The sequence below is a fragment of the Croceicoccus ponticola genome (genome assembly GCF_004004515.1).
GTDB lineage: Bacteria > Pseudomonadota > Alphaproteobacteria > Sphingomonadales > Sphingomonadaceae > Croceicoccus > Croceicoccus ponticola.
In genome coordinates, this window is record NZ_RXOL01000006.1 from 108,590 (window position 1) to 134,209 (window position 25,620).

Annotated in this window: 27 protein-coding genes and 1 tRNA gene; 17 read left to right on the top strand and 11 right to left on the bottom strand. The window is 61.5% G+C overall.

Going from position 1 to position 25,620, the window contains the following annotated elements; all coding sequences use genetic code 11:
* The 5 genes from gspG to EKN06_RS12765 are packed head-to-tail and all read right to left on the bottom strand — an operon-like array spanning nucleotide 1 to nucleotide 6,339.
* Entirely contained in the window at nucleotides 1-471 is a 471-nt protein-coding gene (gene gspG, locus EKN06_RS12745) for a type II secretion system major pseudopilin GspG (RefSeq protein WP_127613298.1), read from the bottom strand.
* 4 nt (nucleotides 472-475) lie between these two features.
* The gene (gene gspF / locus EKN06_RS12750) at nucleotides 476-1,702 is read right to left on the bottom strand and encodes a type II secretion system inner membrane protein GspF (protein ID WP_127613299.1); all 1,227 of its coding nucleotides are present in this window, start codon (nucleotides 1,700-1,702) and stop codon (nucleotides 476-478) included.
* Nucleotides 1,702-3,351: a GspE/PulE family protein gene (locus EKN06_RS12755; RefSeq protein ID WP_127613300.1), complete on the bottom strand. Its 1,650-nt coding sequence runs from the start codon at nucleotides 3,349-3,351 to the stop codon at nucleotides 1,702-1,704. The genes gspF and EKN06_RS12755 overlap by 1 nt, the downstream gene beginning before the upstream one ends.
* A 4-nt stretch (nucleotides 3,352-3,355) precedes the next feature.
* Entirely contained in the window at nucleotides 3,356-5,509 is a 2,154-nt protein-coding gene (gene gspD, locus EKN06_RS12760; RefSeq protein ID WP_127613301.1) for a type II secretion system secretin GspD, read from the bottom strand.
* Entirely contained in the window at nucleotides 5,506-6,339 is an 834-nt protein-coding gene (locus EKN06_RS12765) for a type II secretion system protein N (RefSeq protein WP_164844064.1), read from the bottom strand. Before EKN06_RS12765 ends, gspD begins: the two co-directional genes overlap by 4 nt.
* A gap of 210 nt (nucleotides 6,340-6,549) precedes the next feature.
* Between EKN06_RS12765 and EKN06_RS12770 the strand changes: the two genes are divergently transcribed.
* Nucleotides 6,550-7,737 carry a glycosyltransferase family 4 protein gene (locus tag EKN06_RS12770; RefSeq protein ID WP_240654925.1) on the top strand — a complete coding sequence of 396 codons (1,188 nt, stop codon included), beginning with the start codon at nucleotides 6,550-6,552 and terminating at the stop codon, nucleotides 7,735-7,737.
* Between the two features lie 36 nt (nucleotides 7,738-7,773).
* Here EKN06_RS12770 and EKN06_RS12775 read toward each other — a convergent pair whose 3' ends face one another.
* Nucleotides 7,774-8,232, bottom strand: a complete 459-nt coding sequence (locus EKN06_RS12775; protein ID WP_127613303.1) for a hypothetical protein — start codon at nucleotides 8,230-8,232, stop codon at nucleotides 7,774-7,776.
* A 139-nt stretch (nucleotides 8,233-8,371) separates the two neighbouring features.
* On the opposite strand from EKN06_RS12775, the gene EKN06_RS12780 reads away from it, so the two are divergent.
* The 10 genes from EKN06_RS12780 (at nucleotide 8,372) to EKN06_RS12825 (ending at nucleotide 17,910) form a co-directional block, all read left to right on the top strand.
* Complete coding sequence (locus EKN06_RS12780) at nucleotides 8,372-9,691, top strand: replication-associated recombination protein A (RefSeq protein ID WP_127613304.1); 1,320 nt, start codon at nucleotides 8,372-8,374, stop codon at nucleotides 9,689-9,691.
* Nucleotides 9,655-10,581 (top strand): hypothetical protein, encoded by a 927-nt coding sequence (locus EKN06_RS12785; RefSeq protein WP_127613305.1) that lies wholly within the window; start codon nucleotides 9,655-9,657, stop codon nucleotides 10,579-10,581. Before EKN06_RS12780 ends, EKN06_RS12785 begins: the two co-directional genes overlap by 37 nt.
* 19 nt (nucleotides 10,582-10,600) lie before the next feature.
* Nucleotides 10,601-10,676, top strand: a tRNA-Thr gene (locus EKN06_RS12790).
* A gap of 165 nt (nucleotides 10,677-10,841) precedes the next feature.
* A complete protein-coding gene (locus EKN06_RS12795) occupies nucleotides 10,842-12,071 on the top strand; it encodes a tyrosine-type recombinase/integrase (RefSeq protein ID WP_127613306.1) in 1,230 nt (409 codons plus the stop codon).
* Nucleotides 12,072-12,289: 218 nt separating this feature from the next.
* Nucleotides 12,290-12,475 carry a helix-turn-helix domain-containing protein gene (locus EKN06_RS12800; protein ID WP_127613307.1) on the top strand — a complete coding sequence of 62 codons (186 nt, stop codon included), beginning with the start codon at nucleotides 12,290-12,292 and terminating at the stop codon, nucleotides 12,473-12,475.
* A gap of 335 nt (nucleotides 12,476-12,810) precedes the next feature.
* Nucleotides 12,811-13,494, top strand: a complete 684-nt coding sequence (locus EKN06_RS12805; protein WP_127613308.1) for a hypothetical protein — start codon at nucleotides 12,811-12,813, stop codon at nucleotides 13,492-13,494.
* Nucleotides 13,495-14,049: 555 nt separating this feature from the next.
* The gene (locus EKN06_RS12810) at nucleotides 14,050-14,763 is read left to right on the top strand and encodes a TylF/MycF/NovP-related O-methyltransferase (protein WP_127613309.1); all 714 of its coding nucleotides are present in this window, start codon (nucleotides 14,050-14,052) and stop codon (nucleotides 14,761-14,763) included.
* 153 nt (nucleotides 14,764-14,916) lie between these two features.
* Complete coding sequence (locus EKN06_RS12815) at nucleotides 14,917-15,639, top strand: class I SAM-dependent methyltransferase (protein WP_127613310.1); 723 nt, start codon at nucleotides 14,917-14,919, stop codon at nucleotides 15,637-15,639.
* Nucleotides 15,629-16,951: a flippase gene (locus EKN06_RS12820; RefSeq protein ID WP_127613311.1), complete on the top strand. Its 1,323-nt coding sequence runs from the start codon at nucleotides 15,629-15,631 to the stop codon at nucleotides 16,949-16,951. Before EKN06_RS12815 ends, EKN06_RS12820 begins: the two co-directional genes overlap by 11 nt.
* Nucleotides 16,948-17,910 carry a polysaccharide pyruvyl transferase family protein gene (locus tag EKN06_RS12825; RefSeq protein ID WP_164844065.1) on the top strand — a complete coding sequence of 321 codons (963 nt, stop codon included), beginning with the start codon at nucleotides 16,948-16,950 and terminating at the stop codon, nucleotides 17,908-17,910. Before EKN06_RS12820 ends, EKN06_RS12825 begins: the two co-directional genes overlap by 4 nt.
* Before the next feature lie 68 nt (nucleotides 17,911-17,978).
* On the opposite strand, the gene EKN06_RS12830 is transcribed toward EKN06_RS12825, so the two are convergent.
* Nucleotides 17,979-18,257: a hypothetical protein gene (locus EKN06_RS12830; RefSeq protein ID WP_127613313.1), complete on the bottom strand. Its 279-nt coding sequence runs from the start codon at nucleotides 18,255-18,257 to the stop codon at nucleotides 17,979-17,981.
* Between the two features lie 294 nt (nucleotides 18,258-18,551).
* On the opposite strand from EKN06_RS12830, the gene EKN06_RS12835 reads away from it, so the two are divergent.
* Nucleotides 18,552-19,172, top strand: coding sequence for a hypothetical protein (locus tag EKN06_RS12835; protein ID WP_127613314.1), 621 nt, complete (start codon nucleotides 18,552-18,554; stop codon nucleotides 19,170-19,172).
* Nucleotides 19,173-19,495: 323 nt separating this feature from the next.
* Here EKN06_RS12835 and EKN06_RS12840 read toward each other — a convergent pair whose 3' ends face one another.
* Both EKN06_RS12840 and EKN06_RS12845 read right to left on the bottom strand, forming a co-directional pair.
* The gene (locus EKN06_RS12840; RefSeq protein WP_127613315.1) at nucleotides 19,496-19,969 is read right to left on the bottom strand and encodes a hypothetical protein; all 474 of its coding nucleotides are present in this window, start codon (nucleotides 19,967-19,969) and stop codon (nucleotides 19,496-19,498) included.
* Between the two features lie 135 nt (nucleotides 19,970-20,104).
* Nucleotides 20,105-20,620, bottom strand: coding sequence for an META domain-containing protein (locus EKN06_RS12845; protein ID WP_164844067.1), 516 nt, complete (start codon nucleotides 20,618-20,620; stop codon nucleotides 20,105-20,107).
* Between the two features lie 172 nt (nucleotides 20,621-20,792).
* On the opposite strand from EKN06_RS12845, the gene EKN06_RS12850 reads away from it, so the two are divergent.
* Nucleotides 20,793-21,902, top strand: a complete 1,110-nt coding sequence (locus EKN06_RS12850) for a helix-turn-helix domain-containing protein (protein ID WP_127613317.1) — start codon at nucleotides 20,793-20,795, stop codon at nucleotides 21,900-21,902.
* A gap of 259 nt (nucleotides 21,903-22,161) precedes the next feature.
* On the top strand, nucleotides 22,162-22,545 hold the full coding sequence (locus tag EKN06_RS12855) for a hypothetical protein (RefSeq protein WP_127613318.1): 384 nt from the start codon (nucleotides 22,162-22,164) through the stop codon (nucleotides 22,543-22,545).
* A 25-nt stretch (nucleotides 22,546-22,570) separates the two neighbouring features.
* Here EKN06_RS12855 and EKN06_RS12860 read toward each other — a convergent pair whose 3' ends face one another.
* Complete coding sequence (locus tag EKN06_RS12860; RefSeq protein ID WP_240654928.1) at nucleotides 22,571-22,864, bottom strand: hypothetical protein; 294 nt, start codon at nucleotides 22,862-22,864, stop codon at nucleotides 22,571-22,573.
* A gap of 209 nt (nucleotides 22,865-23,073) precedes the next feature.
* On the opposite strand from EKN06_RS12860, the gene modA reads away from it, so the two are divergent.
* Genes modA through EKN06_RS12875 form a run of 3 tightly spaced genes read left to right on the top strand, consistent with a single transcriptional unit; the run spans nucleotide 23,074 to nucleotide 25,191 of the window.
* Nucleotides 23,074-23,895 (top strand): molybdate ABC transporter substrate-binding protein, encoded by an 822-nt coding sequence (modA, locus tag EKN06_RS12865; protein ID WP_127613319.1) that lies wholly within the window; start codon nucleotides 23,074-23,076, stop codon nucleotides 23,893-23,895.
* Entirely contained in the window at nucleotides 23,895-24,584 is a 690-nt protein-coding gene (gene modB, locus EKN06_RS12870) for a molybdate ABC transporter permease subunit (protein ID WP_127613320.1), read from the top strand. The genes modA and modB overlap by 1 nt, the downstream gene beginning before the upstream one ends.
* Entirely contained in the window at nucleotides 24,574-25,191 is a 618-nt protein-coding gene (locus EKN06_RS12875) for an ATP-binding cassette domain-containing protein (protein WP_127613321.1), read from the top strand. Before modB ends, EKN06_RS12875 begins: the two co-directional genes overlap by 11 nt.
* A 2-nt stretch (nucleotides 25,192-25,193) precedes the next feature.
* Here EKN06_RS12875 and EKN06_RS12880 read toward each other — a convergent pair whose 3' ends face one another.
* The gene (locus tag EKN06_RS12880; protein ID WP_240654931.1) at nucleotides 25,194-25,607 is read right to left on the bottom strand and encodes a winged helix-turn-helix domain-containing protein; all 414 of its coding nucleotides are present in this window, start codon (nucleotides 25,605-25,607) and stop codon (nucleotides 25,194-25,196) included.
* Between the last annotated feature and the right edge of the window lie 13 nt (nucleotides 25,608-25,620).

Genomic DNA, 25,620 nt, shown 5'->3' on the forward strand with positions numbered 1-25,620 from the left:
TCAGCCGACGATGTCGGCGTTGTCCCCGTCGCCGCCCGGTTGTCCGTCGGCGCCCAGCGAATAGATTTCGAACGGCGTCCCACTCTGGCCCGGCGACCGGTACTGGTACGCCCGGCCCCACGGATCGGACGGCAGCGCCTTGATATAGCCGCCACTGCGATAATTCTGTGGCATGGCCAACGTCGCGGGTGGGCTGACCAGCGCCGTCAGCCCGTCGCTCGCGCTGGGATATGTCGCGTTGTCGAGGCGAAAGAGCTCCATCGCCTGTGACAGGGTGTTGATGTCGGCTTCCGCCTTTACCCGCATCGCCTTGTCCTGGCTGGGCAGGACATTGATCGCCACCACGGTCGCCAGTAGCGCGATGATGAACAATACCACCATCAGCTCGACAAGGCTGAAGCCGTTGCGCTTTTTCGGCCCACGCTTCTTGCGGTCAGATCGGTTGGCGGGCGTGTCGTTCGGGTGGGTCATGAGATCAAAGTCCGGTAAGATCCTGAAGCTGCAGGATCGGCAGCAGGATGGCGAGTATGATGAGCGCGACGATCACGCCCATCACGATGATGATCAGCGGTTCGAGCAGCGCCATTGCGGCGGCGGTGAACTGCGAAAACTCGCGTTCGAGATAGTCGGCCGCGCGTTGCAGCATGTCGCCCAACCGTCCGGCGCTTTCCCCGCTGGCGGCAAGATAGACGAGCAGCGGCGGAAACGTGCCCGCCTCGCGCAGCGCGGTGGATAGCGAGGTGCCGGCGCGCACTTTTTCGGTGATCTGCTCCAGCGCCCTTCGCTGAACGCTGTTCGATACGGTGCGCGACGACAGGCGCAGGCCATCGACCAGCGGCAGGCGCGCGTCGATCATCGTTGCAAGCGTTCGGGCAAGGCTGGCGGCATGGACGTCGCGGATCAGCCGCCCGATGAACGGCACCCCCAGCAGCATCGCGTCGAACCGGTAGCGAAAAGCCGGAACCGCCAGCGCGCGCAGGAAACCCAGCACCACCAGCGCCAATCCCACGCCCAGCACCCACCAGTATTGCGACAGGAATTGCGATATCGCGATCACCGCGCGGGTCAGAAACGGCAACTGCTGCGCCGCATTGTCGAACTGTTCCACCACGCGCGGGACGACCGAAATCATCAGCAGCATCACCACCCCGATCGCCATCAGCGACAGGATCACCGGATAGGCGAGCGCGGCGAATATCCGCGCCCGCGTCGCGGCCTGTTTTTCCAGCATGTCGGCCAGCCGTTCGGCGATGGTCGGCAGGCTGCCGCTCGATTCACCGGCCGCGATCATCGCGCGATAGATCGGCGGAAAGCTCGCCGGTTCGCGCCGCAATGCCTCTGCCAGGGGCAGCCCTTCGACCACGCCTTGGTGCACGTTGGTCAGGATGGCGCGGGCCTTGGCCTTTTCGGTCTGGCGGCTGATCGTGCGCAGCGCCTCTTCCAGCGGGCTGACCGTCATCAGCGACGCGAACTGCCGGGTGAACAGCGCCAGCGCCTTGCCCGCCAGTTTCGGCGTGCGCGACGGCATCTGGATTGCACCGGGCGTGGTGCGGCGCGTCTTTGCCGCCGTCTCGTCCAGCGTCAGGACATGCCAGCGCCGCGTGGCCAGTTGCGCACGTGCGGCGGGCATGCTGGCGGCGTCGATCGCGCCGCGCCGTTCCTTGCCGCCAGGGTCGACCGCGAGATAGGACCAGCGCGGCATCAGGCCACCGTGGTCCCGTCATCGCGCCGCGCCACGCGGGCGGCTTCTTCGGGCGAAGTTTCACCCGCCAGCACAAGCCGTTTTGCCGCGCGGGTCAGGCGGGTGCCGCGACGGTTGCCCTGCGCATCCTTGCCGAATGCATAGTCGGCGATGTCCTCTTCGGACGCGTTCGCATTGATGAGCCGCCGGATCGTGTCGTCGACGCGCAAAGCTTCGTACAATCCGACGCGGCCCTGATAGCCCGAATGGCCACATGCCTCGCAGCCGACCGCATGATTGACGGCGGTACCGGGTTTGATCCTGAGCAGTTCGGCCAGCGCAGGATCGATCGATCCACGGCGCCGACAAACCTTGCACAATCGCCGCACCAGCCGCTGAGCGATGACCGCGCGCAGCGTGCTGGCCAGCAGGAACGTTTCGACGCCCATGTCGCGCATCCGGGTGATCGCGCCGACGCTGTCGTTGGTGTGCACGGTCGACAGCACGAGGTGGCCCGTCAGCGACGCCTGAACCGCGATGTCGGCGGTTTCCTTGTCGCGGATTTCGCCGACCATCACGACGTCCGGGTCCTGCCGCAGGATCGCGCGCAGGCCCGCCGCGAAGGTCAGGCCGACTTTCGCGTTCACCTGCGTTTGCCCCACCCCGTCCACAGCGTATTCCACAGGGTCTTCCACAGTCAGGATATTGCGCTGACCATCGTTCAACCCGCGCAAACCCGCGTAAAGCGTGGTCGTCTTGCCCGAACCGGTCGGCCCGGTGACGAGCACAATGCCGTTGGGTTCGTTCAACGCGCGCTTCAGCACCCGTTCGGCATGATCGTCGAGGCCAAGATCGCCTAGCGTCAGCCCGGCATTGTCCTTGTCCAGCAAGCGCATGACGACCCGTTCGCCGGCCCGGTTCGGCAAGGTGGAGACGCGCACATCGACCAGCTTTCCGCCCAGCGAAAGGCCGATGCGGCCATCCTGCGGCACGCGGCGTTCGGCAATGTCGAGCCGGGCCATGACCTTGATCCGGCTGACCAGCACCGGGGCGACATGCGGCGGCATCCGCAGCTTTTCGGTAAGTACGCCGTCTTCGCGAAAGCGGACGACGAGCGCCTGCTCGTAAGGTTCGATGTGAATGTCCGACGCACCGTCGCGCAGGCCTTGGGCGATCAACCCGTTGATCAGCCGGATCGCCGGGGCATCGTCCGCGCTGTCGAGCAGGTCTTCGGCGCTGGGCAGGCCAAAAGCCAGCGTTTCGTCCGGCCCCTCGAAGCCAAGGCTATCCGCCTCCAGCCCGCCTGAATTGCCGTAAATCTCGCTCAACAGTTTTTCGAAATCGGCAGCGGGGACGGTACGAGGCAGCAGCGGCCGGGCAAGGCGGCGGCGCAGTTCAAGGAGGACCATCGGGTCCGCCCCTTCGCGCAAGGCGAGCGGCACGGCGTCGCGGCCGTCGTGCCCTTCGACCAGTTCGTTTTGCGCGACGATAACGCCCCAGTCGCGCGCTTCGGCATAAGCCAGCAATGGCGCGCCCGTGCCCCTTTCGGACAAGACCACGTTCGCCGCGCCCGCCAGCGCGACATCGTCGGCCAGCGGCACTTCGCCGTCCAGCGCGGTGTTGCCGGGATCCGGCTCGCGTTCGTGGTCGGGGGAGGCGGGGCCGGCCATCGCCTTACTGCACAGGCTCTGGCGCGGGTGCGATCACGACATCGTCCGGACGGCGCGGCATTTGCGGAGGTTCTGCGCCGAGATAGTCGATCACCAGCTGATCGATGGACGGCTCGCGTTTTGGATTGAAATCGCGCTGTGCGTCGCGGATGATGCCGTAACGGCGCGCGGTGACTTCCTGCCGGTCGCGCTGGGTGCGCAGGATCGTGGGGCGGATAAACACCATCAGGTTGGTCTTTGCCCGGCTCTTGCCACGCGATTTGAACAGTTCGCCGATGATCGGAATGTCGCCCAGCAGCGGGATCTTCTGGATCGTGCGCCGTTCGTTATCGTCGAGTAAGCCGCCCAGCACCACGATCTCGCGGTCGCCGACCGTCACCGTCGTCTTGATCTCGCGCTTGTTGATGATGAGTTCGTTGAAATCGTCGGACACCGGTCCGGCGATCGACGACACTTCCTGCCGCAGGTCCAGTCGCACTTCGTTCGATGCGTTGATCTGCGGCGTGACGTCCAGTTCGATGCCAACGTTCTGGCGCTGGATCGTGCGGAACGCATTATCGAAATTGCCGCTCAGCGCTTCTCCCGTCGAAACGGGGATTTCCTGCCCGAACAGGATCGAGGCTGGGACATTGTCGTTCGTGGTGATGTGCGGCGTCGAAAGGATGTTGGAATCCGAATCGGCCTGAATCGCGTTGATCAGCGCGCCGATGTAACGATCGTTGCCGATGCTGGTGTAACCGCCGGTATAGCCGCCACGGGCACCCAGAACCGCCGTCGCCGCGTTTTCGCGCAACAGGTCGCCCACGGTCGAAGTCGACGAACTGGTGACGACGCCGTCGCTGACCACGGTCGTCGTCTTGTCGGTCGCATCGGCCAGGAGCCCGCCCGCGATATCGAGGATATTGGGCGCGACGTTGGAAAAGTTGGTCACCGCAAACGGCATGTTGGCGCCGCCGATCAGAAACTGGACGCCAAGCTCCTTGGCCACGCTTTCCGAAACCTCGACGATGATCGCCTCGACCAGCACCTGATCCTGCCGAATGTCCAGTTGGCGGACCAGTTCGGCCAGCCGTCGCTGCACGTCGACCGGCGCGGCGATGACGATGGCGTTCGCGCCGGGATAGCGGGTGATGACCGCCGTGCCGCGCCCGCCAGCAAGCTGGATCGCGCCGCTGCCGACGCTGCCCGTGTCGGCCTGAGACGTGGTGGCCGCGCGATTGCCCAGCCCCGATCCGATGCTGGCGTCCCCGCCGCCGCCGGTCGTGGCGGTGACGGTGCTGCTGGCCGCGGGCATCGCGCCGCCGCCATTGCCGCCGACGATCATTTCGAGCATCGGCACCATCGTCGCGGCATCGGCGTAATCGAGCCAGATGACCTTCACCTCGGACCCGCTCGCCGCCCGGTCGTCCAGTTCGCGCGCCATGGCTGCGATTTTCGACAGCGTGTCGCGATCGCCGCGAAGCAGCAGCGAATTCGAACTGTCGACCGCCACCACGCTCGCCAGCGCGGCCCCTTGCGCGCCTTGCGGCACCAATTCGCTGAGCGCCGCGGCGATTTCGCGCGCGCCCGCATGGTTCAGCGCGATCATCTGGGTGCTGCTGGTATCGCGATCGATCTGGCCGATGACCTGTCGCACCCGGCGCACGTTGTCGGCATAATCGACCACGACCAGCGAATTGCCGGACTGGTTGGCGGTGATCGACCCTTCGGGACTGACCAGCGGACGCAGCGTTTCCACCGCTTGCGATGCTTCGACGGAATTCAGGCGGATGATTTCGGTCACCAGCGCATTGGCCGGCGCGCCCGCCGATCCCAGCCGCGTGGGCTGCGATGCTGCGTTCGCCGCGGGCTGGATGCGGAATGCGCCATTGCCGATAGGCACGGCGACAAGTCCGTTGGCGCGCAAGGTGGCCAGAAACACCTCGAAATATTCGGACCGCGACAGCGGGCGTTCGGTGACGACCGAAATCTTGCCGTTCACGCGCCCGTCGACGATGAATGTGCGGCCCGTCACTTGCGCCGCATCGGCGACGAAAGCGCGAATGTCGGCATCGCGCACGTTCAATGCATATTGCGCATGGGCCGGCAGCGGCACCGCAAGCGCGAGCAACGGGGCCAGCGCGAGGCTGGCGGCCAGCTTGCGGGTCAGTCGTTTCATTCGGACACCGGAATTTTGAGCGGCACTTCGCGTCCCTTGCGACGCACCACCAGGCTGAGATTTGAACCGGGGCGGACCTGCCCGGCGAATGAAGCGAGATCCTGCTGACCCGATACGGCCTTGCCGTTCACGGAAACCAGCACGTCGCCGCTGCGCAAACCGGCATTGCGAAAGATCGACCCGTCACCCTTTGCCGTAATGGCGACCCCGTCGCGGCCCGGGGTGAACCCGATCCCCTGTTGCAACGATGCGGCGGGCAGGCCCGATGTCGGCGGGGGCGGGGGCGCGGCGGGTGCAGGCGGTACCACGCTATCGGTCGATGCGGGCGCGGCGGTGGGCGCCGGTTTCGACTGGTCGAGATAAAGCAGTTCGGAACTGCCCCCCCGGCTCAACGTCACGTGGTCGAAGGCGAGCGCTGAGAGAGTAACCCCCTCCATCACGTCTTCGCCGATGCGATAGACCATCTGTTCACCGTCCGCGCCCGCGACGATCGCCGTGCCACCGCCTGTCGCGGTATTGATGCGGATGCCGAACAGCGTCAGCGGCAGGTCGGTAATGACCGCGACGGTCGCCCCCGGCCCGCTTGCCACCGCGACGACATCGCGGTTGAACGGATCGAACCCTGTCATCAACGCCGACCGCGCGCTGTCGTCCATCAAGCGGACACGCGCGGGCTTCCATTCGCCCAGCGGAGTGACTGGCGTCACCGCGATCCAGAACAGCTGCACGCCGGCTACGACAATGCCGATGGCGATAAGCCACCACAGAATGTCATGCAGGCCCGGCAGGCCGAGCCTCAGCCCGTTCGATTGAGTGCGAACGAATCGCAAGATATTTTGTCCCCGTTCGTGGGTCGCGCGAAGTGGTTGGTCTATTGCCCCTGCAGCCCATGCACAACCTTCGTGCGGTACTGTTCCGACAAGGGGCATTCCCGCCCATGTCGCAAAGATTTGACAAATTTATGTCAAGCGTCGTCCGTTGGTCGAATTCCTTGCGAGCCCCCTCGCCAAACCGGGTCGTCGGGGCTAAGGCCCGGTCGCATGTCCGATGCCCTCGCCATGCCGGAACCGGCCCCTTTGGCCGCCCCCCTCGCGGGCCTTCGCGTGGCGCTGTTCAGCGGCAACTATAATTATGTGCGCGACGGCGCGAACCAGGCGCTGAACCGGCTTGTCGGTTTTCTGCTGCGGCAGGGCGCCGATGTGCGGACATATTCGCCAGTGGTCGAAAACCCGGCGTTCGAAGCGACCGGCCCGATGGTCAACGTGCCGTCGGTGCCGATTCCGGGGCGTTCGGAATATCGTTTCCCGCTCGCGCTGTCTTCGGCGGCGCGCGCCGATCTGGCCGCGTTCGAACCCCGCGTCGTTCATGTCGCCAGTCCCGATATCGTCGGCCACCGCGCGGTTTCATGGGCGCGGGATCGCGGCGTTCCGGTGCTGGCGTCGGTGCACACGCGGTTCGAAACATACCCGCGCTATTACAACATGGCCTTTATGGAACCGGTCATCGAAGCGGGCCTGCGACGTTTCTACAACCGCTGCGACGCGCTTGTCGCGCCTTCCGAATCGATGGTCCGGGTCTTGAAGGATCAGGGCATGAACGACGACGTGTCGTTATGGACCCGGGGCGTCGATCGCACGATCTTTCACCCTGACAAGCGCGACCCGGCATGGCGCCGCTCGCTCGGCATCGCGGACGAAGAAGTCGTCGTGGGCTTCCTTGGCCGGCTGGTCATGGAAAAGGGCCTCGACATCTTTGCCGCCACGATGAAGGCGCTGCGGGCTCGCGGGATCGCCCATCGCGTACTGGTCATCGGCGAAGGTCCCGCACGCGGCTGGTTCGAAGACAACCTATCCGGCGGTATCTTCGTCGGCCATCAAAGCGGGGCCGACCTTGGCCGCGCGGTCGCCAGCATGGATGTGCTGTTCAACCCGTCGATCACCGAGACTTTCGGCAACGTGACGCTCGAAGTCATGGCTTGTGGCTTGCCGGTTGTCGCAGCGGCAGCGACGGGCAGCGAAAGCCTTGTCTCCGACGGCGTATCGGGCCGGCTGGTCGAACCGGGCGACGTGGCAGGCTTTGCCGACGCGATCGAAAGCTACCTGGCCAACCCGGCGCTCGCCCGCGCGCATGGCGACGCAGGCGCGGCGCGGGCCGGTGAATTCGGCTGGGACCGCATCAATCAGGCCGTCGCCGACGCCTATCTGCGCCTGATCGCGCAAAAGACCTGATCGGCGATTGGCCTGATTGGCAATGGGCCTGACCGGTCAGGCAATCACCCGCCGTGCGATCATCCGCCGGGTATAGAAAATCAGCGCGAACAGGACCGCGAACACGATCGCGGTAAGGATGATCGGAAACGTCAAGTCGGTCTGTCCCGGAATGGGGTCGACAAAGCCCAGTACGCTGGTCACGATCAGCCCGACAAGGGACACCAGGAATGCGGCCAGTGCATGGCGGCTGCGCATCAACAACAGCAGCGATCCCGCCACCGAACCCCAGACCCCCAGCGCCCAGAACGCATCAACCCACCACGGCCGCGCCGCGTAAAAGGCGATCAGTTCATCGACGGTCAGGTTCATGCCCTGCGTCATGCCTTCGATATAGGCTCGGTTCTGGAGATGCATCTGCATGTAGTCGTTCGCGCCGAACCCGTTCCACAGCAGGCTCAAAACCGCGATGATCCAAAAGCTCGTCGGCGTCTTGATGCGCATTGTCGTCATCATGTGAACCCCTCTCTTGCCCGCCGCCCAGACTAGAGCGACGCGCCGCGACGTCAATCGACCTGATGGGCAATAGTGTGCGGCGCGCTTCGCCGGCGCTGGCAATTGTCGTGCCCGGCCTTAGATTAGACGCGACACGATCATGACCGACCTTTTCCAAACCGATCCGCCCGCCGCCGGCGCGATGCCCCCGTCCGGCCCGGACGCGCCGCTTGCGGACAAGTTGCGCCCGCGCACGCTGGGCGACGTCGTCGGGCAGGATCACCTGACCGGCGCAGAAGGCGCGATCGGGCGCATGGTTGCGGCGGGGCGGCTGACCAGCATGATCCTGTGGGGTCCGCCCGGCACCGGGAAAACCAGCATCGCACGGCTGCTTGCCGACAGCGTCGGTATGCGGTTCGCCGCCATCAGCGCGGTGTTTTCGGGCGTCGCGGACCTCAAAAAGGCGTTTGCCGAAGCCGAAAAAGCGCAGGCCGCCGGGCAGCGCACGCTCTTGTTCGTGGACGAGATCCACCGTTTCAACCGCGCGCAACAGGATGGTTTCCTGCCGTTCGTCGAACGCGGCACGGTAACACTGGTCGGCGCGACGACCGAAAACCCGAGCTTTGCGCTGAACGCCGCGCTGTTGTCCCGTGCGCAGGTGCTGGTGCTGGAACGTCTTGACGAAGCTGCGCTGGGCGCGCTGATCGACCGGGCAGAGGAACTGGCGGGGCCGCTGCCGCTCGATGCCGATGCCCGCGTTGCCCTGATCGCCAGCGCCGACGGCGACGGGCGCTTCCTGCTCAACCAGGCCGAAACGCTTTACGCAGCGAAAATCGACGCACCGCTCGACACCGACGGATTGCGCAAGTTCCTGCAACGCCGGCTTGCCGTTTATGACAAGGATCGGGACGGGCATTACAACCTGATCAGCGCCCTGCACAAATCGTTGCGCGGCTCCGACCCCCAAGCCGCCTTGTACTTCATGGCGCGGATGCTGACGGCGGGGGAAGAGCCGCTTTACGTCCTGCGCCGCCTTGTCCGCTTCGCGTCCGAAGACATCGGCCTCGCCGACCCGCAGGCGCTGATCCAGTGCCTTGCCGCCAAGGACGCCTACGAATTCCTGGGCAGTCCCGAAGGCGAACTCGCCATCGTGCAAGCATGCCTTTATTGCGCCACCGCCCCTAAATCGAACGCGGCATACAAGGCGCAGAAGGCCGCATGGAAAAGCGCGCGAGAAACCGGCAGCCTCGCCCCGCCGCAGACCATCCTGAACGCACCGACCAAGCTGATGAAGGATTTAGGTTACGGCAAGGATTACGCCTACGACCACGATGCGGAGGACGGTTTTTCCGGCGCCGATTACTGGCCCGACGGGATGGAGCCGCAAACCTATTACAAGCCGGTGCCGCGCGGATTCGAACGGCAAGTGATCGAGCGGCTGGAATGGTGGGACAAGAAGCGCCGCGAACGGCAGGGCTGACGCGCAGCGTGGCGCGGTTCGACCGGTTCATGGCCATCGACTGGTCGGGCGCGGCCGGCCCCCGGCAAAAAGGCATCGCCATCGCCGTCACCGATGCGACGGGCGGCCCGCCTGCCTTGCTGACGCGCGAACGCGGCTGGTCGAGGGAGGATGTGCTCGCGCTGCTGCGTGACGACCTTCCCGCCGACATGCTGGTCGGCATGGACCTTGGCATATCGCTGCCCTTTGCCGATTGCGGGGCGTTCTTTCCCGGATGGCGCGACAGTCCTCAGGGCGCACGGTCGCTTTGGGCGCTGATCGATGACATCTGCGCTGCCGACCCGCACCTGTCCGCTGGCAGCTTCGTCGACCACCCCGCACTCAGCCGCTATTTCCGCCGGCATGGCGGGCGCGAGGGCGACCGTTTCCACGCGCCCGAAGCGCAGCACCGCCGGGGCCGTTTCCGGGTGACCGAGCGCGCGCAGGAAGCCATGGGGTGCAAACCTTATTCCAATTTCAACCTGATCGGCGCGGCGCAAGTCGGCAAGTCCAGCCTGACCGGAATGCGCGTGCTGCACCGGGTCGACGGGCGCGTGCCGGTCTGGCCGGTCGACCCCCTGCCCCCGTGCGGGTCGGTCATCGTCGAGATCTACACCGCGATGGCGGCCATCGCCGCCGCCCGCACCGCCGGACGCAGCAAGATCCGCGACCATGCCGATCTTGACGCAGCGTTGGTCCGAATCGGCTCCGCTCCCATGAGCGGCAGCGGCGCCATCGACGATCACGCATCCGACGCACTGCTGACCGCCGCATGGCTGCGCGCCGTCGCCGACCGGCAGTCATTGTGGTCGCCCGAAGGCCTGACCGACACAATAGCCGCAACCGAGGGCTGGACCTTCGGCGCGCGGTAAGGCAGAGGGCGATCTGTGGGCCGGCTTAGCTCAGTTGGTAGAGCACCTGATTTGTAATCAGGGGGCCGCGGGTTCGAATCCTGCAGCCGGCACCATATACCTGTCTCTAGACACTCCCTAAAGCTTGATTTTCTGCGGTTCTTCCGCAATAGCTTTGTGCCTCAAAGGTTCTCGTCGTTTCCTAAAATGCCCCCAAAATCCGAGTAATTCGGGGGCATCATTGGGGGCAGGCAATAGCCTAGCATAAGGGATGCCCCCAAATGACTCTGACCGCCGCAGAGATTCGTGCGTTTCCCGCCAAAGCAGCAATCTATCGCAAGACCGACGAGAAGGGACTCTATCTCGAAATCAGTCCGCGCGGGTCCAAGTTGTGGCGGGTGAAGTATCGCTTCAATGGAGCGGAAAAGCGTCTGGCACTTGGGGCATGGCCCGAAGTGAGCCTTGCCGATGCCCGCGCCCTTCGTGACGATGCAAGGCGCAAGTTGCGTGAGGGCATCGATCCCGGCCATGAAAAGAAGATGGGCAAGATCGCGGCGCAAATCAGCGCGGGAAACAGCTTCCTTAGCGTTGCCGAGGATTACATCGACGTACACCTTGAAAAGAGCGGCAAGGCTCCGGCAACAGTGCGAAAGTCACGCTGGTTTCTCTCGTTGCTAACTCCGGCGTTAGGGACGCGACCGATCGCGGACATCGAACCAGCCGAATTGCTGGCCGTTCTGAAAAAGCTGGAGAACAAGGGGCATCGCGAAACGGCTAATCGAGTCCGATCATTCGCGAGCCGCATATTCCGCTATGGGGTGGCAACGACGCGCTGCAAGCACGATCCCGCCGCCATGCTCGTCAACGCCCTCGCGCGGCCAACCGTTAAGCATCACGCTGCCATTCTGGAGCCGAAGATGCTCGGTGAATTCCTGCGCGCGGTCGATGGCTACATGGGTAGCCCGGTTGTAAATCTGGCCATCCAGATAGCGCCCCACGTTTTTTTGCGGCCCGGTGAACTGAGAGCGGCCCGGTGGAGCGAGATCGACTTGGAGAATGCCATCTGGACGGTTCCTGCAGAGCGGGCGAAACTGCGGCGACCCCACTCTGTCCCCCTCTCACGACAAGTATTCGCACTGTTACGCGAACTGGAACTGCACAGCGGCGGCTTGGACTTGTTGTTTCCCGGTCTAAGGTCGCGCCTTCGTCCGATTAGCGAGAATACGTTAAACGCCAGCTACCGTCGCATGGGGTTCGACAAGGATACGGTCACTGCGCACGGTCTGCGGGCCACGGCATCCACGTTGTTGAACGAAAGCGGCAAGTGGCACTTCGACGCGATCGAGCGAGCGCTGGCGCATGGTCACAGCGACGCAACGCGAGGGGCGTATGCGCGCGGGCAGCATTGGGACGAACGAATTGCGATGGCGCAATGGTGGTCTGATTATTTGGACAAGGTGCGGGTAGGTGGGGAGATTTTACCTTTAAATCGCGCGTTGGACGCAATCTGACTTCTTTATCCCCCGAATCAATCCGTTCCCGCTCCGTTCGCCTTGTCCGTTGCCGTCCCAACCGTAAGGGTGGGGCGTCGTGATACGAGACGCTACTTGCGGAACCGATAGGATGGCTAGTCCAATCGATCCGGAATTTCGAATACGTTGCAGTAGTCTCGCCACGATCCGGTCAACAAACCTTGCCCGGTCACACTGATGGTAAGCGAGATATATCTATGCGAGCGTTTTTACGTATCAGAGACTTTCAAGAAGACTACAACGTCAGCCGGTCGACCGTTTACCGACTTCATGAACGCGGCGAAATTCGTTTCGTTCATATCGGACGGGCCGTCCGCATCGCGCGCGAAGATGCCGAACGCTGGTACGACGCGGTCACATCCAAGGAAGCCAACGATGTCTGATTATTCGGATCGGGGAAAAAAGAGCGCCGGAAAGGCTGGAACCTATCCGACGCTCGCATCCTGAAGCCCTCTAGCCGCTGGATGCATTCTCCCTAATCCGAAAATCGTAACTCGACCAACTGAAAATTACGATGGTCGCAAGCGGGTAGGCGGCTGGCCAGATACGCCAGCCGCCCGCCTAGTCCCGCATTCAAAAGCCTGATGTTTCCCGGTGTATCATTGAAACTGGCGCGCATTTGTTTCCCGGCGTTTCGCCGTTAAGAAGTAAATACGCTACCGATCAATGGCTTAAGGAAAAGACGGCGGGCGCTCCCTTATTAGGGGTGGATTGAAACATGAAACAGGGGTTCCTGCGCCGAGGCGGAGCGAACAACCGGCGCGACCGGGCCAGCAAACATTTGACCAAGCGACAGGCGGCCATGCTGATTGATGCGACACAGAATGCACTGGACCGGGGCGTGGGGTTCAATCGCTTTGTCACGATATCATGGGAACTGGCAGGAATTGACCCGCGCGACAGCGTAGCGGCGACGGGTGAATGGATTCGGCACGCCCGCGATTGGCTGTACCGCTATGAAGTGCCTCTAGCTTGGGTATGGACACAGGAACGCGGGCCTAAGCTGGGCGCGCATTGCCATATCCTGATGCATGTCCCGATCGAGTTGTCGCCACTCTTTGGCAGCAAGCCCCGGCAATGGGCGCGTAAGGTTATCGAGCGACGCGGCGGTCTATACGCGGCAGGCACCCTGTTCACCCGCAAGGTTTCACTAGGAGACAGTCCTGAAAGCCACCCAGAAGCTTTTGACGCTTCGGTGATGGGCAGGCTCCACTATTTGCTGAAATGCACGCCAGCGAGGCTTGAAGGCGAGCTAGGCATGATTGGCCGGGGTCATAAGCCTTGGGGGCAGTCGGCACTGGTTTACGGGAAGCGCGCGGCAGTCTGGCAGGATCGCACCAGCCGCTTCCCCGCCGGACATAGACCAGCGACGAAAAAACGGCAAACTTCCCAAATGATTTAGGAAAATCTTCGGGGGCAGTTACCGGCCCCGCCGCTTTCCACTTTCGCCAACGCGCCCACCTGGCGCACCGAACAGCCAAGCCGCGCGGCGACCGGCGGATATGTTCGGGCGTGACCGCTCGCGCGCTGCGATTGCGAAATGTGTCGATGATCGCCTGGCGGGTCAACGGCCCGCGCAGGCCGTCGACCTTCAACCGTGGTGTCGCGCCAGCGGCGTTCAGCCAGACTTGAAAGTCCGCAAGGTCGATGCTCGGCTTTACCATGCGACGCGCTCCAGGAATCATCTCTGGGCGCGATGATGGCAAGATATGCAGCGACCCGAATTCGAGCCTCGTTGTTAGTTTGGAGCGGACAACGGCGCAGTTCGCTCGTCATTATGCGGCAGCATCAGATGATTTTTGTCGCCATCGGTCGATTAGTTTTCGTGGATCGAGTACCGATCAATCTGCACCCGCGATTATGCGAGCTGCTCCAACCTAGATTGGAAAAGGTTTGGGGCTCGACGCAGCGGTAAATTTGCTCATAGGTGCAGAGCCGAAATTCCGAGGAAATGTTGATGATCAGGCGGGTTAGGCGACTTGCGCGAGAAGGAATTGCGAATCTTCGTTTGAGTCGGACCGCACGCGATGTGAGGCGCGAAAATCTGACATATCTGCCGCCGCGCAAATTACTTCGGATCGAAAAAGCCATTCGCGACACTGCGAAAATTTCTGGCGCAATCTTGGAATTCGGTGTCGCCCTTGGTGGTTCAGGCATCATTTTAGCAAAATCTGGTCGCGAATATCACGGCTTTGACGTTTTCGGCATGATCCCACCTCCAAACCCTGAGAACGACGCCGCAGATGCAATCGGACGGTTCGCGGTGATAAGTGGCGGCCAGTCTTTAGGCTTGGGCGGCGATGCCTATTACGGCTATAGAACAGATCTTCTGTCTGACGTTGAGCGGTCTTTCGCTCGGCATCAGGCCCCGGCATTTTTTCATAAAGGTCTTTTCGTAGAAACATGGCCCGTGGCCAGAATCAACCGAGCGTCATTGGTTCATATCGATTGCGACTGGCACGATCCGGTGGCCTACTGTCTTGAGGCAGTGAGAGATATATTATCGCCAGGAGGCATAATAATTATTGATGATTATCATGACTATGAAGGTGCAAAAATTGCCGTAGATGCGTTTTTAGCTCGGAACCATCAATTCAGTTTTCGGCAAGGCCCCAACCCCTTGCTTGTGAAGGAACTCGATCTCTCTCCGCAAGGGTCGTCGAGTTCGTGACATGGCGATCGCGTTGGCGATCCGAAGTTCAGGCGCAATTTGGCAATTAGACGGTCGGATTCGGTAAGTCCCGCAAACTACGCACCGATAGTGGGGTTTCAGGCACTCCCGAATTTACTTGATGTTCGGACTTCTCTGGCAGACAGATCCGCCATGTCTCACCAGAATAACGACCTGCCGTCGAAGGCCATTCGCTGGTTCATCGGCAATTTTTCCAAAAACTCTTCTCGCGTTCACTTCGTTAAAATTAACGCGGAATTCGCCCAATCGATCGCTCCCGGATCACGCGTCTTGGACGCTGCCTCAGGAAGCCAGCCCTACCGGCATCTGCTCGATCACTGCCTATACGAATCCGCCGATTTTGAGCAATCCAACCGCCCTTATGCGCCTACGACGCACGTGTGCGATCTCACTGCCATTCCAGTGGAGAGCGAACACTTCGACGCGATCTTGTTCAATCAGGGCTTGGAACACATGCCTGACCCATTGGCCGTTCTGAATGAACTTCACAGGGTATTAAAACCGGGCGGCAGAATTCTCTGCACAGCCCCCTTTTTTTACGAAGAGCACGAGCAACCCTACGATTTTTACCGATATACTCAGTTCGCGTACCAGCACATGTTCCCTAGTGCTGGCTTCCGGATCGAGCGACTTGAGTGGCTCGAAGGGTATCTTGGTACTGTTGCCTATCAATTGGATGGGGCCGCAAAGAACCTCCCGCCCTCATGGCGATATTTGCCGCTTCGAATCGTGTTCGCGATTCTCAGCGTGATCCTTTATCGAACTGATATTCGCCATAAATACACTGCTACCGGGCATCCGAAGAACTACGCCGTATTAGGTATCAAACCTATGCCATCGGCCAATGGTTCGTAAATTCCGTGAATCGCCGATTCAAATGTCCGGCAAGACATTTGCACGAAACTCGGCTTGGATGTTTGGTGGTCAATCGATCCGCCTTGCGGGCGGCCTATTAGTTGGTGTCTGGGTAGCTCGCTACCTCGGCCCAGCTGACTATGGCGTTCTTAACTATGCGATAGCCTTCTCATCCCTGTTTGGCATTCTCGCATCGCTCGGCCTTGATGCGATCATTGTCCAACGTCTGGTCGAGACGACAGACGACGAAGATAAAATCCTCGGCACGGCTTTTGGCCTTCGATTATTCGGTTCCCTCGCTGGCCTGCTGATCGCTGTCTTGCTCTCGATTCTCAGCGGTGACCCTACCACCGTGAGCATTCTCGTGGCGATCTCGTCCGGCGCTTTCACCGCACAGGCCCTCTATGTCATCGACTGGCGTTTTCAAGCGGCGCAGGAAAACCGTAAGTCGGTCATTGCCCAAACCATCGGGTTCCTCATCGCAGCAATCGCTCGCATATATATGATCCAAAGCGGCGCGCCGGTCGTGGCCTTTGCATTCGCCAGCCTCATCGAAGCAGCGCTTGTAAGTTGCGCTCTGCTCGCCCTCTATCTGTTGGACCGACCATCTTCGAAGTGGCGATTTGAAGGTGGGATGGCCAAAACTCTGCTGCGAAAAAGCTGGCCACTCATTCTCTCCGGTTTCGCTTATACGGCTTACGTCCGGGTCGACGCGGTGATGGTCGGCCAGATGCTTGGCAATGCAGAAGTAGGTATCTATTCAGCTGCGATCCGCATCAGCGAGGCATGGAACTTCGTTCCTCTCATCCTCGTGACTGCTGCCTTTCCGGCGCTGCTCGCTCTTCGTTTAGCTGATCCTGACGCCTATCGGCAGCAGTTACAGAGCTTGATGAGCCTACTTGTCGCCATTTGCCTAATCGTGGCCATCGTGATTGAGATCGGTGGTGATGAATTAATTTATCGTCTCTACGGCCCGCAGTACGCTGGCGCTGGGCCAATCCTCAAAATCAGCGTCTGGAATGCGGTTTTCGTCGCGCTGGGCTTTGCGAGTGGTCGGTGGTTGATCGCGGAGGATCTCGCTCGGTATGCCTTGTTCCGCAACCTTATAGGGCTGATGATCAATGTGCTGCTCAACCTTCTTCTGATACCCAAACTTGGCGCAAAAGGTGCCGCGATCTCCACTTTGATTGCTTACATTTGCGCAAATTTTCTATCCTACGCCTTCCGACGAGACCTTCATCCGCTGTTGACGCTTAACGCTCGATCGTTGCTGATGAGCGGGTTGTTCAAGAACTTTCGGAGATTCGAGTGAGCGTCGCATATTTTGATCCTTCGATTGCATCCGAAAATCTCGGCGATCTCATCATCCGAGATGCTGTATTGAAGGAATTTGGCGACATATTCTCAGACGAGCAGATTGTAGAGCTCACCACGCAAGAGGTTATTGGCAAGCGAACTCATCGTTTATCGCGCAGCGCAAAATACCGGATAATCGGTGGTACCAATCTGCTCTCTTCATTCATGTTGAAATACCGGCAGTGGCAGATCGGTATCCGTGACGCCCGGAAGCTTGGTCCCATCACCCTTATGGGAGTGGGATGGTGGCAGTATCAGCCCAACCCAGACCTCTACACACGTATGGTCTTGCGGACTGCGCTTTCTGAATCCGGACTTCACTCTGTTCGCGACAATTACACCCGCGAGAAGCTCGCAAGCATCGGAATCAACAATGTCGTGAACACCTCCTGCCCGACCACATGGCAGCTCACGCCAGAACATTGTGCGATGATCCCACGGGACAAAGGGCGAGAAGTCGTCTTAACTTTGACCGACTACAACCGCTCGCCTCAGTTTGACAATCACCTGATCGCAACACTGCTAGGAGCTTACGATGCTGTATATTTCTGGCCTCAAGGAACCGGGGATTTGGAGTACGGTCAGCAACTCGGCCTACTCGAAAAGACTAATTTGATCGGCCCAACCCTAGCGGCTTATGACGCTGTGCTAGACCAGCGTCCGGTCGATTTCTTTGGAACCCGGCTCCACGCTGGCATACGAGCGATGCAAAAAGGTCGCCGAGCCACAATCGTCGCAATCGACAATCGAAGCAGCGAGATATCGCGTGATATTGGTCTTCCCACTGTGCACCGGGACGATCTTCCGCACGCCATCGATTTGGCGATAAATGGCCATCAAGAGACAAAATTGTCAGTGCCATTTGATCAAATTGAGCGATGGAAAGCGCAATTTAACAATCAACACAGCGAGTGATTACTTAGCTTCGCGGCCAGCGCTAAGTCCCAGAGCGTCACCGCGGCGTCCACCAAAACGATTGGTGCCTAGGCTCCATGTAAGGCGGCGGGCGTGACAGCCTTCGCAGCTGTGGCACCTGCGCGAACTTCGCTGGTCGACGCTGCGCCTAGGACATCACCGGCGCGGGCCTTCCCATCCAGCGCCGCCTGCAGCCCGGCAACATCCTCGATCGCTTGATCGTGCAGGATCTCGGCGATGTCGTCGGTCGTCGTCTTTCGCGACTGCGCGGCCTGGACGACATGGACGCTTTCGTTTCCATCGAGTGGACCCGCGCCGGGCAGTTCGTCGATCTGTTTGTCTGCCATCGGTTCGGGTCCATGCCTTGCGAAGTGAAGCGCAAGACTGGCTGACCGCGCGCGGGGCGCGAAGTCGCCGCCGTTGTCGGCCGCGGCGATACAACGCGCGTGGCGAGGAACGCGCAGAAAGTTTCCTACTTTCTCGCAGCCTTCTGATGCAGAGGGACGGGGGGTAGGCAGATCCTCAGACGGCCAGCCGCAAGGACCGTCACAATTCCTGCACGATATCCCTAACACAGTTTTTCCCCCGCGCGCACGCGCGAGAGGATTCACTGGGGCAAGCGGTAAGTGTATGGTCAATGCATGGGCGGCTGGGGTTCAGGCAAAAGTGGCGGCAGGCCAAAAGCGGATGAGTCGCTACGGATCGATTTCGCGTGGATGATGCGGAGTGGCTATGTCCGACCCGGCAGCTTCACGCGGGGCAGTCTTGTCTGGACCTGTCGGGACAGGCCAAGCGGTAACATCACTTATACCTGCGACATGCGCGACCATGCGAACGCCAGCATGGAATTGCGATTCACCGTGACAACCCGCTCGACCGGCGCAAAGCGTGACTATGTGCAACGGGTGCCCCTATCCTTCACCGTCCCGCATCTCGGCGGCAAGCGATGGTGGATGCACTGCCCTGTTTCCGGTGATCGCGTAGGCAAGCTGTACTGCCCGCCCGGCGACGACATTTTCGCCAGTAGAGGGGCGTTGCGGCTGGGATACCATTCGCAGCGCATCACTGCGCGCGATCGGCCTTTTGAACGCGTGTTTGCGCTCCAGAAGAAACTGGGATGCCCTCAAGGCTGGGAGAGCGGCCTGTATCGCCCCAAGGGAATGTGGCGGCGCACGTTCGAACGGCATATGGAACGCTATCTGGAACTGGACGATCAATGCGCGGCAGTGATGCTGGCGATGCGGGACCGATTTCTAAAGTAGATTAAAATAGGGCAAAATATTGGGGCATCCAAGAAAGTTGGGGGCATTTCTGGGGGCATAACTCGCATGTGTTCTTGATATAATCTTGATATAATAAGGCATTATATCAATAGATTTGGGTCCTGCAGCCGCACCATTTTTCAATGACTTGGCCCAGTTAGACAGACTTCCGAACGGCGCGATTTAACATTCTGTCTAACCAAAAATAAAAGGGCCGGAGATAGCTCTCCAGCCCGATTATCGTCCTGAAATGGGCGAATCAGTAGAGGTGCGACCATTCCTCCTCTTCGAGCCCGGCCTCTCGCGGACTTCGTCGATATCCATCAAATCCCGCCGATCCGTACCCGCTGCACCTCACCGCTTTGACGCAAGCAACCATAGCGCACCGCGTCGGCGCCATGATCGGGACCGGACGAATCCACGTCCTCCACGCGCTTCATATCGCGCGCCAGATAGGGCACGGTTGACCAGAAATATTCGCAGGCTCGCGAGATATAGAGCCCCGGCACGTCGGGCTTGCCAGCATCGCTCAACAGCCGCCGCATGATGTTCCAGCCGGTCATTCGATCGGCCTTCTTGGCGCGCCTGAAATAGACCCGCTCGCGCGCGAATTCGTCGGCAATGCTGCCCGAGCTATGCCCCGTATTCGCAAAGCAGGCATCGTCGGCCACGCCTTCAGCCCGCACACCCCAGCGCTTACACATGGCAAGGATCTCTTCAGCCACGATCGGCACCGTCCAGCCCATGCCCTCGCTCAGACGATCGGGCTTGCAGGTGGCCAGTTCGTCGACCAGCACAAGGCTGTCGCGGGGATACGTTCATCGACTGTCCGGCGCGCACGTTGAGCAAGTAGTCGATCGTTTCCGACCCGGTGATCGCGCCTGAAACACGCGACGAAGACGTGCCCGGTGCAAACGACAGGCGCTTGTTGACTATGCCTTCGATGACTTCGGGTTGGTCGGCGCTTGCCGATGGCGATCCGCTGTCGCTTGCGACCGGCTGCCGCCATCGGCCATCAGCGCCATGTTCAGGCGACCGTCGCGCATGGTAAAGCTGCGCACATAGGGCATGTGTCGTTCGAGCGTCTCGCCAAGCGTCGGGGCGGGGCAGAGCGCCTTTGTCACGCCCATCGGCCCGAACGTCAGCGTACCGCCGGTCGCATTGGCGATGTCGTTGCGCCATGTGCCGACCCCCCGGTTGCAGTCGAGACGCGCCGAAACCGAACCGTCGGCGTTGAAGCGTATCGTGTATTTCTGCGGATCGTCGGGCCTGGTGGTGCCTTGGGCATCGTCCATCGACTGGATTTCAACGAGCCGCCAGGACGTATCGGCCAATCCCGCAAACGGACCCGCCGCCGTCGGACCCGCAGCCGTCGATTGGTCGGCTGGCACAGTGGCGCAGGCCGACAGCGCCAAGGCGGTCAGCCACCCGAAGTAAGCTTTTTGCAAGTTGAATATTCCCAAACGCAGAGGCAAAAGAGCATCCGGCATTGCCCTGCAGACTATGGCTCAGCGTGTGCGGATGCTATAAACAGATGTCGCCAACAACTATACATTTCGCGCCACGAAATAAGACATTTCAAAGACATCCGGGGCCAAGTGCGATGCAAGGTGAGTTGCGTTGAATGAACTGAGCAAATGCGCAGCCGCTCCCTTTGCCGAAGACATCGGCAAGAACAGGCGCATTTCTCTCGCAGCACTTGGCAGCATCGACGGGCTTGGCGATGCGATGGTGCCGGCGGGAATCTTGCCGCGTTTGGCGCACGACCTGGACCACCCGGCCTGGATGTTCGACGGAACGGGTCTGGACCCGCAAGTCCCGTTTCCGATAAAAATTCGCCTCGCCGACGATCTCGTGATGGTCGCCAATCTGCTCGATCGGTTCGGCCCGTTGCCGTTGCTTTCTTCGGTGCTAACCGACTTCGACAGTACCGTAAATCACAAGACCCTGGGTGTTCTGGCTGCGGCACCCGATCTTGCCGCCCTGCTGCAATATCTGACCAAGTCCTTGAACATACAGAATCCTCACCTGAAGGTTTTGCTGTCGGAATCGCGGGCAGGCCACCTGATCGAAGTCACGGCGATGAGCGAGCTTGCCGATGTCGGTCTCTTTCTTGAGCATCTCGTCGCCGCTGCCATTGTCAGGCTTACCGGGCTGTTCCAACCCAAGATGCGCAAGATCGCCAATGGGAAGTCATCGTGGCCCGTTCTTCGGCTTCGCGATGCGGCCGACGACACGGTCGCGGCGCTGGCTGCGATCGGTCAGGTCGATGTCGCGGCCAGCGAAGGAAGTACTACGCTGTTCGTATCGTCGACAGGCCTTCCCGCGCAGAACCCACGACATGACCCTGATCTGTGGAGCCTTGCCTATCAAGCTCTGCGCAAGAACTGGACGCAGGACCATTCCCCCTTTTCCGTGGCTTCTTTGCGTTTGCACATCCGGCAGTCGCTGAAAACTTCGCAAAGGGCACCCGGTCTCAACCAACTGGCGAGCGACATGGCGATGTCCCCGCGGACGATCGGTCGCAAGCTCGCCTCGCTCGACATTTCGTTTCAGCAGATGGTCAGCGAGGAAAAGATGGCGATCGCGCGGGAAAGCCTGACAGATCCGCGATGGTCGGTGGACCGCGTGGCAGGCCTGCTGGGATACAGCAATTCCGCCAGCTTCGGGCGGGCATTCCGCCAGATGCACGGCATTTCTCCTTCGGAGTGGCGCGAACGATTGCGATAAGCCCCGCTATCTGTCAGCATTTGCTGTCGAAGGCTGATGCAATTAAAGGGGTTAGGCGGATGAAGGGTCAGTTCCTGTGATCGTATTGGCGACAGTGCTCGCTTCCCTAGGGCTGGCTTCCCTCGCCCCGCCTCCGGTTCCTCCGCCGATCGAACAGCACGTCGCCAACTGTGCTTAACCGACTTACGCGAGCGACCAGCTCATTTGCGGCGACGAACAACTACTTGCGCTGGACCGGGAACTTGCCAGCCTGCTGCCATTGCCCGTTCCAGACGATGGCCCCGTCATCGAGGAACTGGCCGACTGGTTCAAACGCAGCCGGATGTGCGCCTCGCAAAGCGAGCAACGCGCTTGCCTGACCGGAGCTCATCGTGAACGGATCGCAGTGGCGCAATCGCTGCATAATTGGGCGCAGACGCCTTCGACCTGGCAAAAGGCGAAATGCAAAAAGAGAACCGTGGTCGAGCTGTCAGTCCTGCCCAATGCAACCATGAAAATCCGCATGGGCGAACAAGTCTGGCTGGCGCTCACGTCGGCGCAACAGGACAGTTGGGTTCCCTATTCATGGGTCTCGCAAGATCAGGGGAATATCGAGATCCATGTCCCTGAGACAAAGGTCATGAAATGCCGGGTCGAGAGTTGATCGTCGCCCCCGGCACCTTGCGTGATCAGCGCTTCCAAAGCCAGTAGAGGATTCCTGCGTTGATCGCGGGGGCCATGGCGGTGAAGGCAAAGCCAGTCAGTCCGATCTTGTCGGCGATAATGTTCCACGGCAGACCGAGAGGCAGCAGGAATACCGCCGAAAGGGGATCCTGATCCTGTCCGAACCAGCCAAATAGACTAATCAGGAAAAGCGTCATCGCCAGAGCATAGAGCGATGCGAATATCCAGAATGCCCATTTCATAAGCTGTGCCTTTCTGATGAGGCTTATAATCGCCTGCCGGGGTGCCGTATCTGGCATGTTTGTCGTGCAAGATCGCGATCATGGCAATGCCTTGATCGCGATCTATCACTTGGCCGCAAATGTCGACGTCGCTGGATTGGCGAACGCAGATCTGACGCGCCCAGACCATTTTTGCGTGATTGCCTGACTGCATCGCCATGCGGCTGCCCTAATTCCACTGCGATGGCCGCTTTTATATCCGATCGGATATAGCTAGGATGCGGCGCATGATGGCCAGCCTCACTCGCTTTTTGACCGCCCTCTTCGCCGCCGTGCTGGGCTCTCTGCTGCTGTCCGCCTGCGCGGCGGAGCCGGAGCCGCAGGGGCCGGTCGTCCTTGCCGCTGCCAGCATGCAGGAAGCATTGGGCGATGCGGCCGACCGCTGGGCGGAACAGGGCCATCTGCGCCCCGTCCTGTCCTTTGCCGCATCAGGGGCGCTGGCGCGGCAAATCGCGCTCGGCGCTCCTGCGGACATTTACATATCTGCCGACGAACGCTGGATGGATTGGCTGGCGCAGAACGTGCCGCTGAAACCCGATAGCCGCGCGGTGCTGGCCAGCAACCAACTGGCGCTCATCGCGCCCAAGGGGTCGACGGTCGATTTTCCGGCCAGGGGCGAATGGTCCGCCGCGCTGGGCAACGGCAAGATCGCGCTGGCCGATCCCGATGCGGTTCCGGCCGGCCGTTATGGCAAGGCGGCGCTGATCTGGCTGGACGCATGGAACGATGTGCGTGACCAGTCGGTCGTCGCGGCCGACGTTCGCGGCGCGCTGGCGCTGGTCAGCCGGGGGGATGCCGCACTGGGCGTGGTTTACATCAGCGACGCCAAGGCCGATTCGGCGGTGCGTGTCGTGGGCACCTTCCCGACCGAAAGCCACGCGCCGATCCTGTACGACATCGCCCGCCCTGCCCTGTCGCGCCATCCCGATGCAGCGGGCTTCCGCGAATTCCTGCTGTCCAAGGAAGGGCAGGCGATTCTGGCCGCGCACGGTTTCGGCCCGCCGCCCGACAGCGATGCAGCGGATGCAACGCAGGAACCCACGCCCTGATGCTCAGCCCGACCGAATGGGGCATCGTGGCATTGTCGTTGAAGGTCGCGCTGGCGGCCATCGGCCTGACCCTGCCCGTCGCTTTTGCGCTGGCATGGGTGCTGGCCCGCAAATCGTTTCCGGGGCGCATGCTGCTCGACACGCTTGTCCACCTGCCGCTGGTCCTGCCGCCGGTGGTGACGGGCTGGCTGCTGCTTCTTTTCTTTGGCCGCAACGGCGCGGGCGGCCGGGCGCTGGAGACGCTTTTCGGCGCGACGCTGATGTTCCGGTGGACCGGCGCGGCGCTGGCGGCGGGGATCATGGCGCTGCCGTTGATGGTGCGCGCAATCCGGCTTTCGTTGGAAGCGGTGGATCGCAGGCTCGAATCGGCGGCGCGCACGCTTGGTGCATCGCCGCTGCGGGCCTTTGCCAGCGTGACGCTGCCGCTTGCCCTGCCCGGAGTTGGCGCGGCGGTGGTGCTGGGCTTTGCACGATCGCTGGGCGAATTCGGGGCGACGATCACTTTCGTGTCCAACGTGCCGGGCGAAACGCGCACGCTTCCGCTGGCGATCTATACCGCGCTGCAGGTGCCGGGGGCAGAGGATAGCGTGACGCGCATGGCGATCGCGTCGGTCCTGCTGTCGCTTGCCGCGCTGATGGTGTCCGAATGGCTGGTGCGCAAGGATGGGCGGCGCAGTCATGTCCTTTGACATCGCGATAGAGGTTCCGCGCGGCGACCGGACGGTCAGCGTACGAATCGCGCCGGTCACGGGGATCACCGCGCTGTTCGGGCCATCGGGTGTGGGCAAGACGACGGTGCTGGACGCCGTGGTTGGACTTGTCCGTCCCGCCAGCGGCCATGTGCGGATCGCAGGCGCCACGTTATTCGATGCGAACACCAACCTGCCGCCCGAACGGCGCGGCTGCGGCTACGTATTTCAGGACGGGCGGCTGTTTCCGCACAAATCGGTGCGCGACAACCTGCTCTACGGCTGGAAGCTGGCGCCTCCGTCCCGGCGGTTCATGGATCTGGCCGAAGCGACGCGCTTTCTTGGCATCGCGGACCTGCTGGATCGAGCCCCGCGCACATTGTCTGGCGGCGAAGCGCAGCGGGTCGCCATCGGTCGAGCGCTGCTGTCCGGCCCGCGCGCCCTGTTGATGGATGAACCGCTGTCGTCGCTGGACGCCGACCGCCGCGATGGGATCATGCGGGTGATCGAACGCATCCGCGACGACCTGTCATTGCCGATTCTCTATGTCAGCCACGACCGGGCAGAGGTCGACCGGCTCGCCGCTCAGGTCGTCGAACTGGGCTGATGCTACGCCGGCCCTGCACCCTTGGCCCCCTTCGCTTCTTTCGCAGGCAGCGGCACATCGCGGATCAATCGCGACAGGTGCGCCATTTCGGGCCCATCGCCCGCGCCATCGGCCTGACGCTGCACCGCGCGGTAGAAATCGATCACCTCGCCGCCCGCCGCCGTCACCTGCGCCCCGCCGCCCGTCTGCGCCACGACCAGCGGCTGCGCCCAGCAGCGGTTCATCGTGTCGACCAGCAGCCACGCGCGGCGATAGCTCATGCCCATCGTGCGTGCGGCGGCCGAAATCGATCCTTCGCGCGCGATGGCGTCGAGCAGGTTCGCCTTGCCCGGTCCCATGGCGATTTCCCCGCCACAGGTCAGTTGCACCTTGATCTTCAGCCCCACTGCCAACCGCACCTCCATCCCCGCGATCATGCGGGCGCGCGGC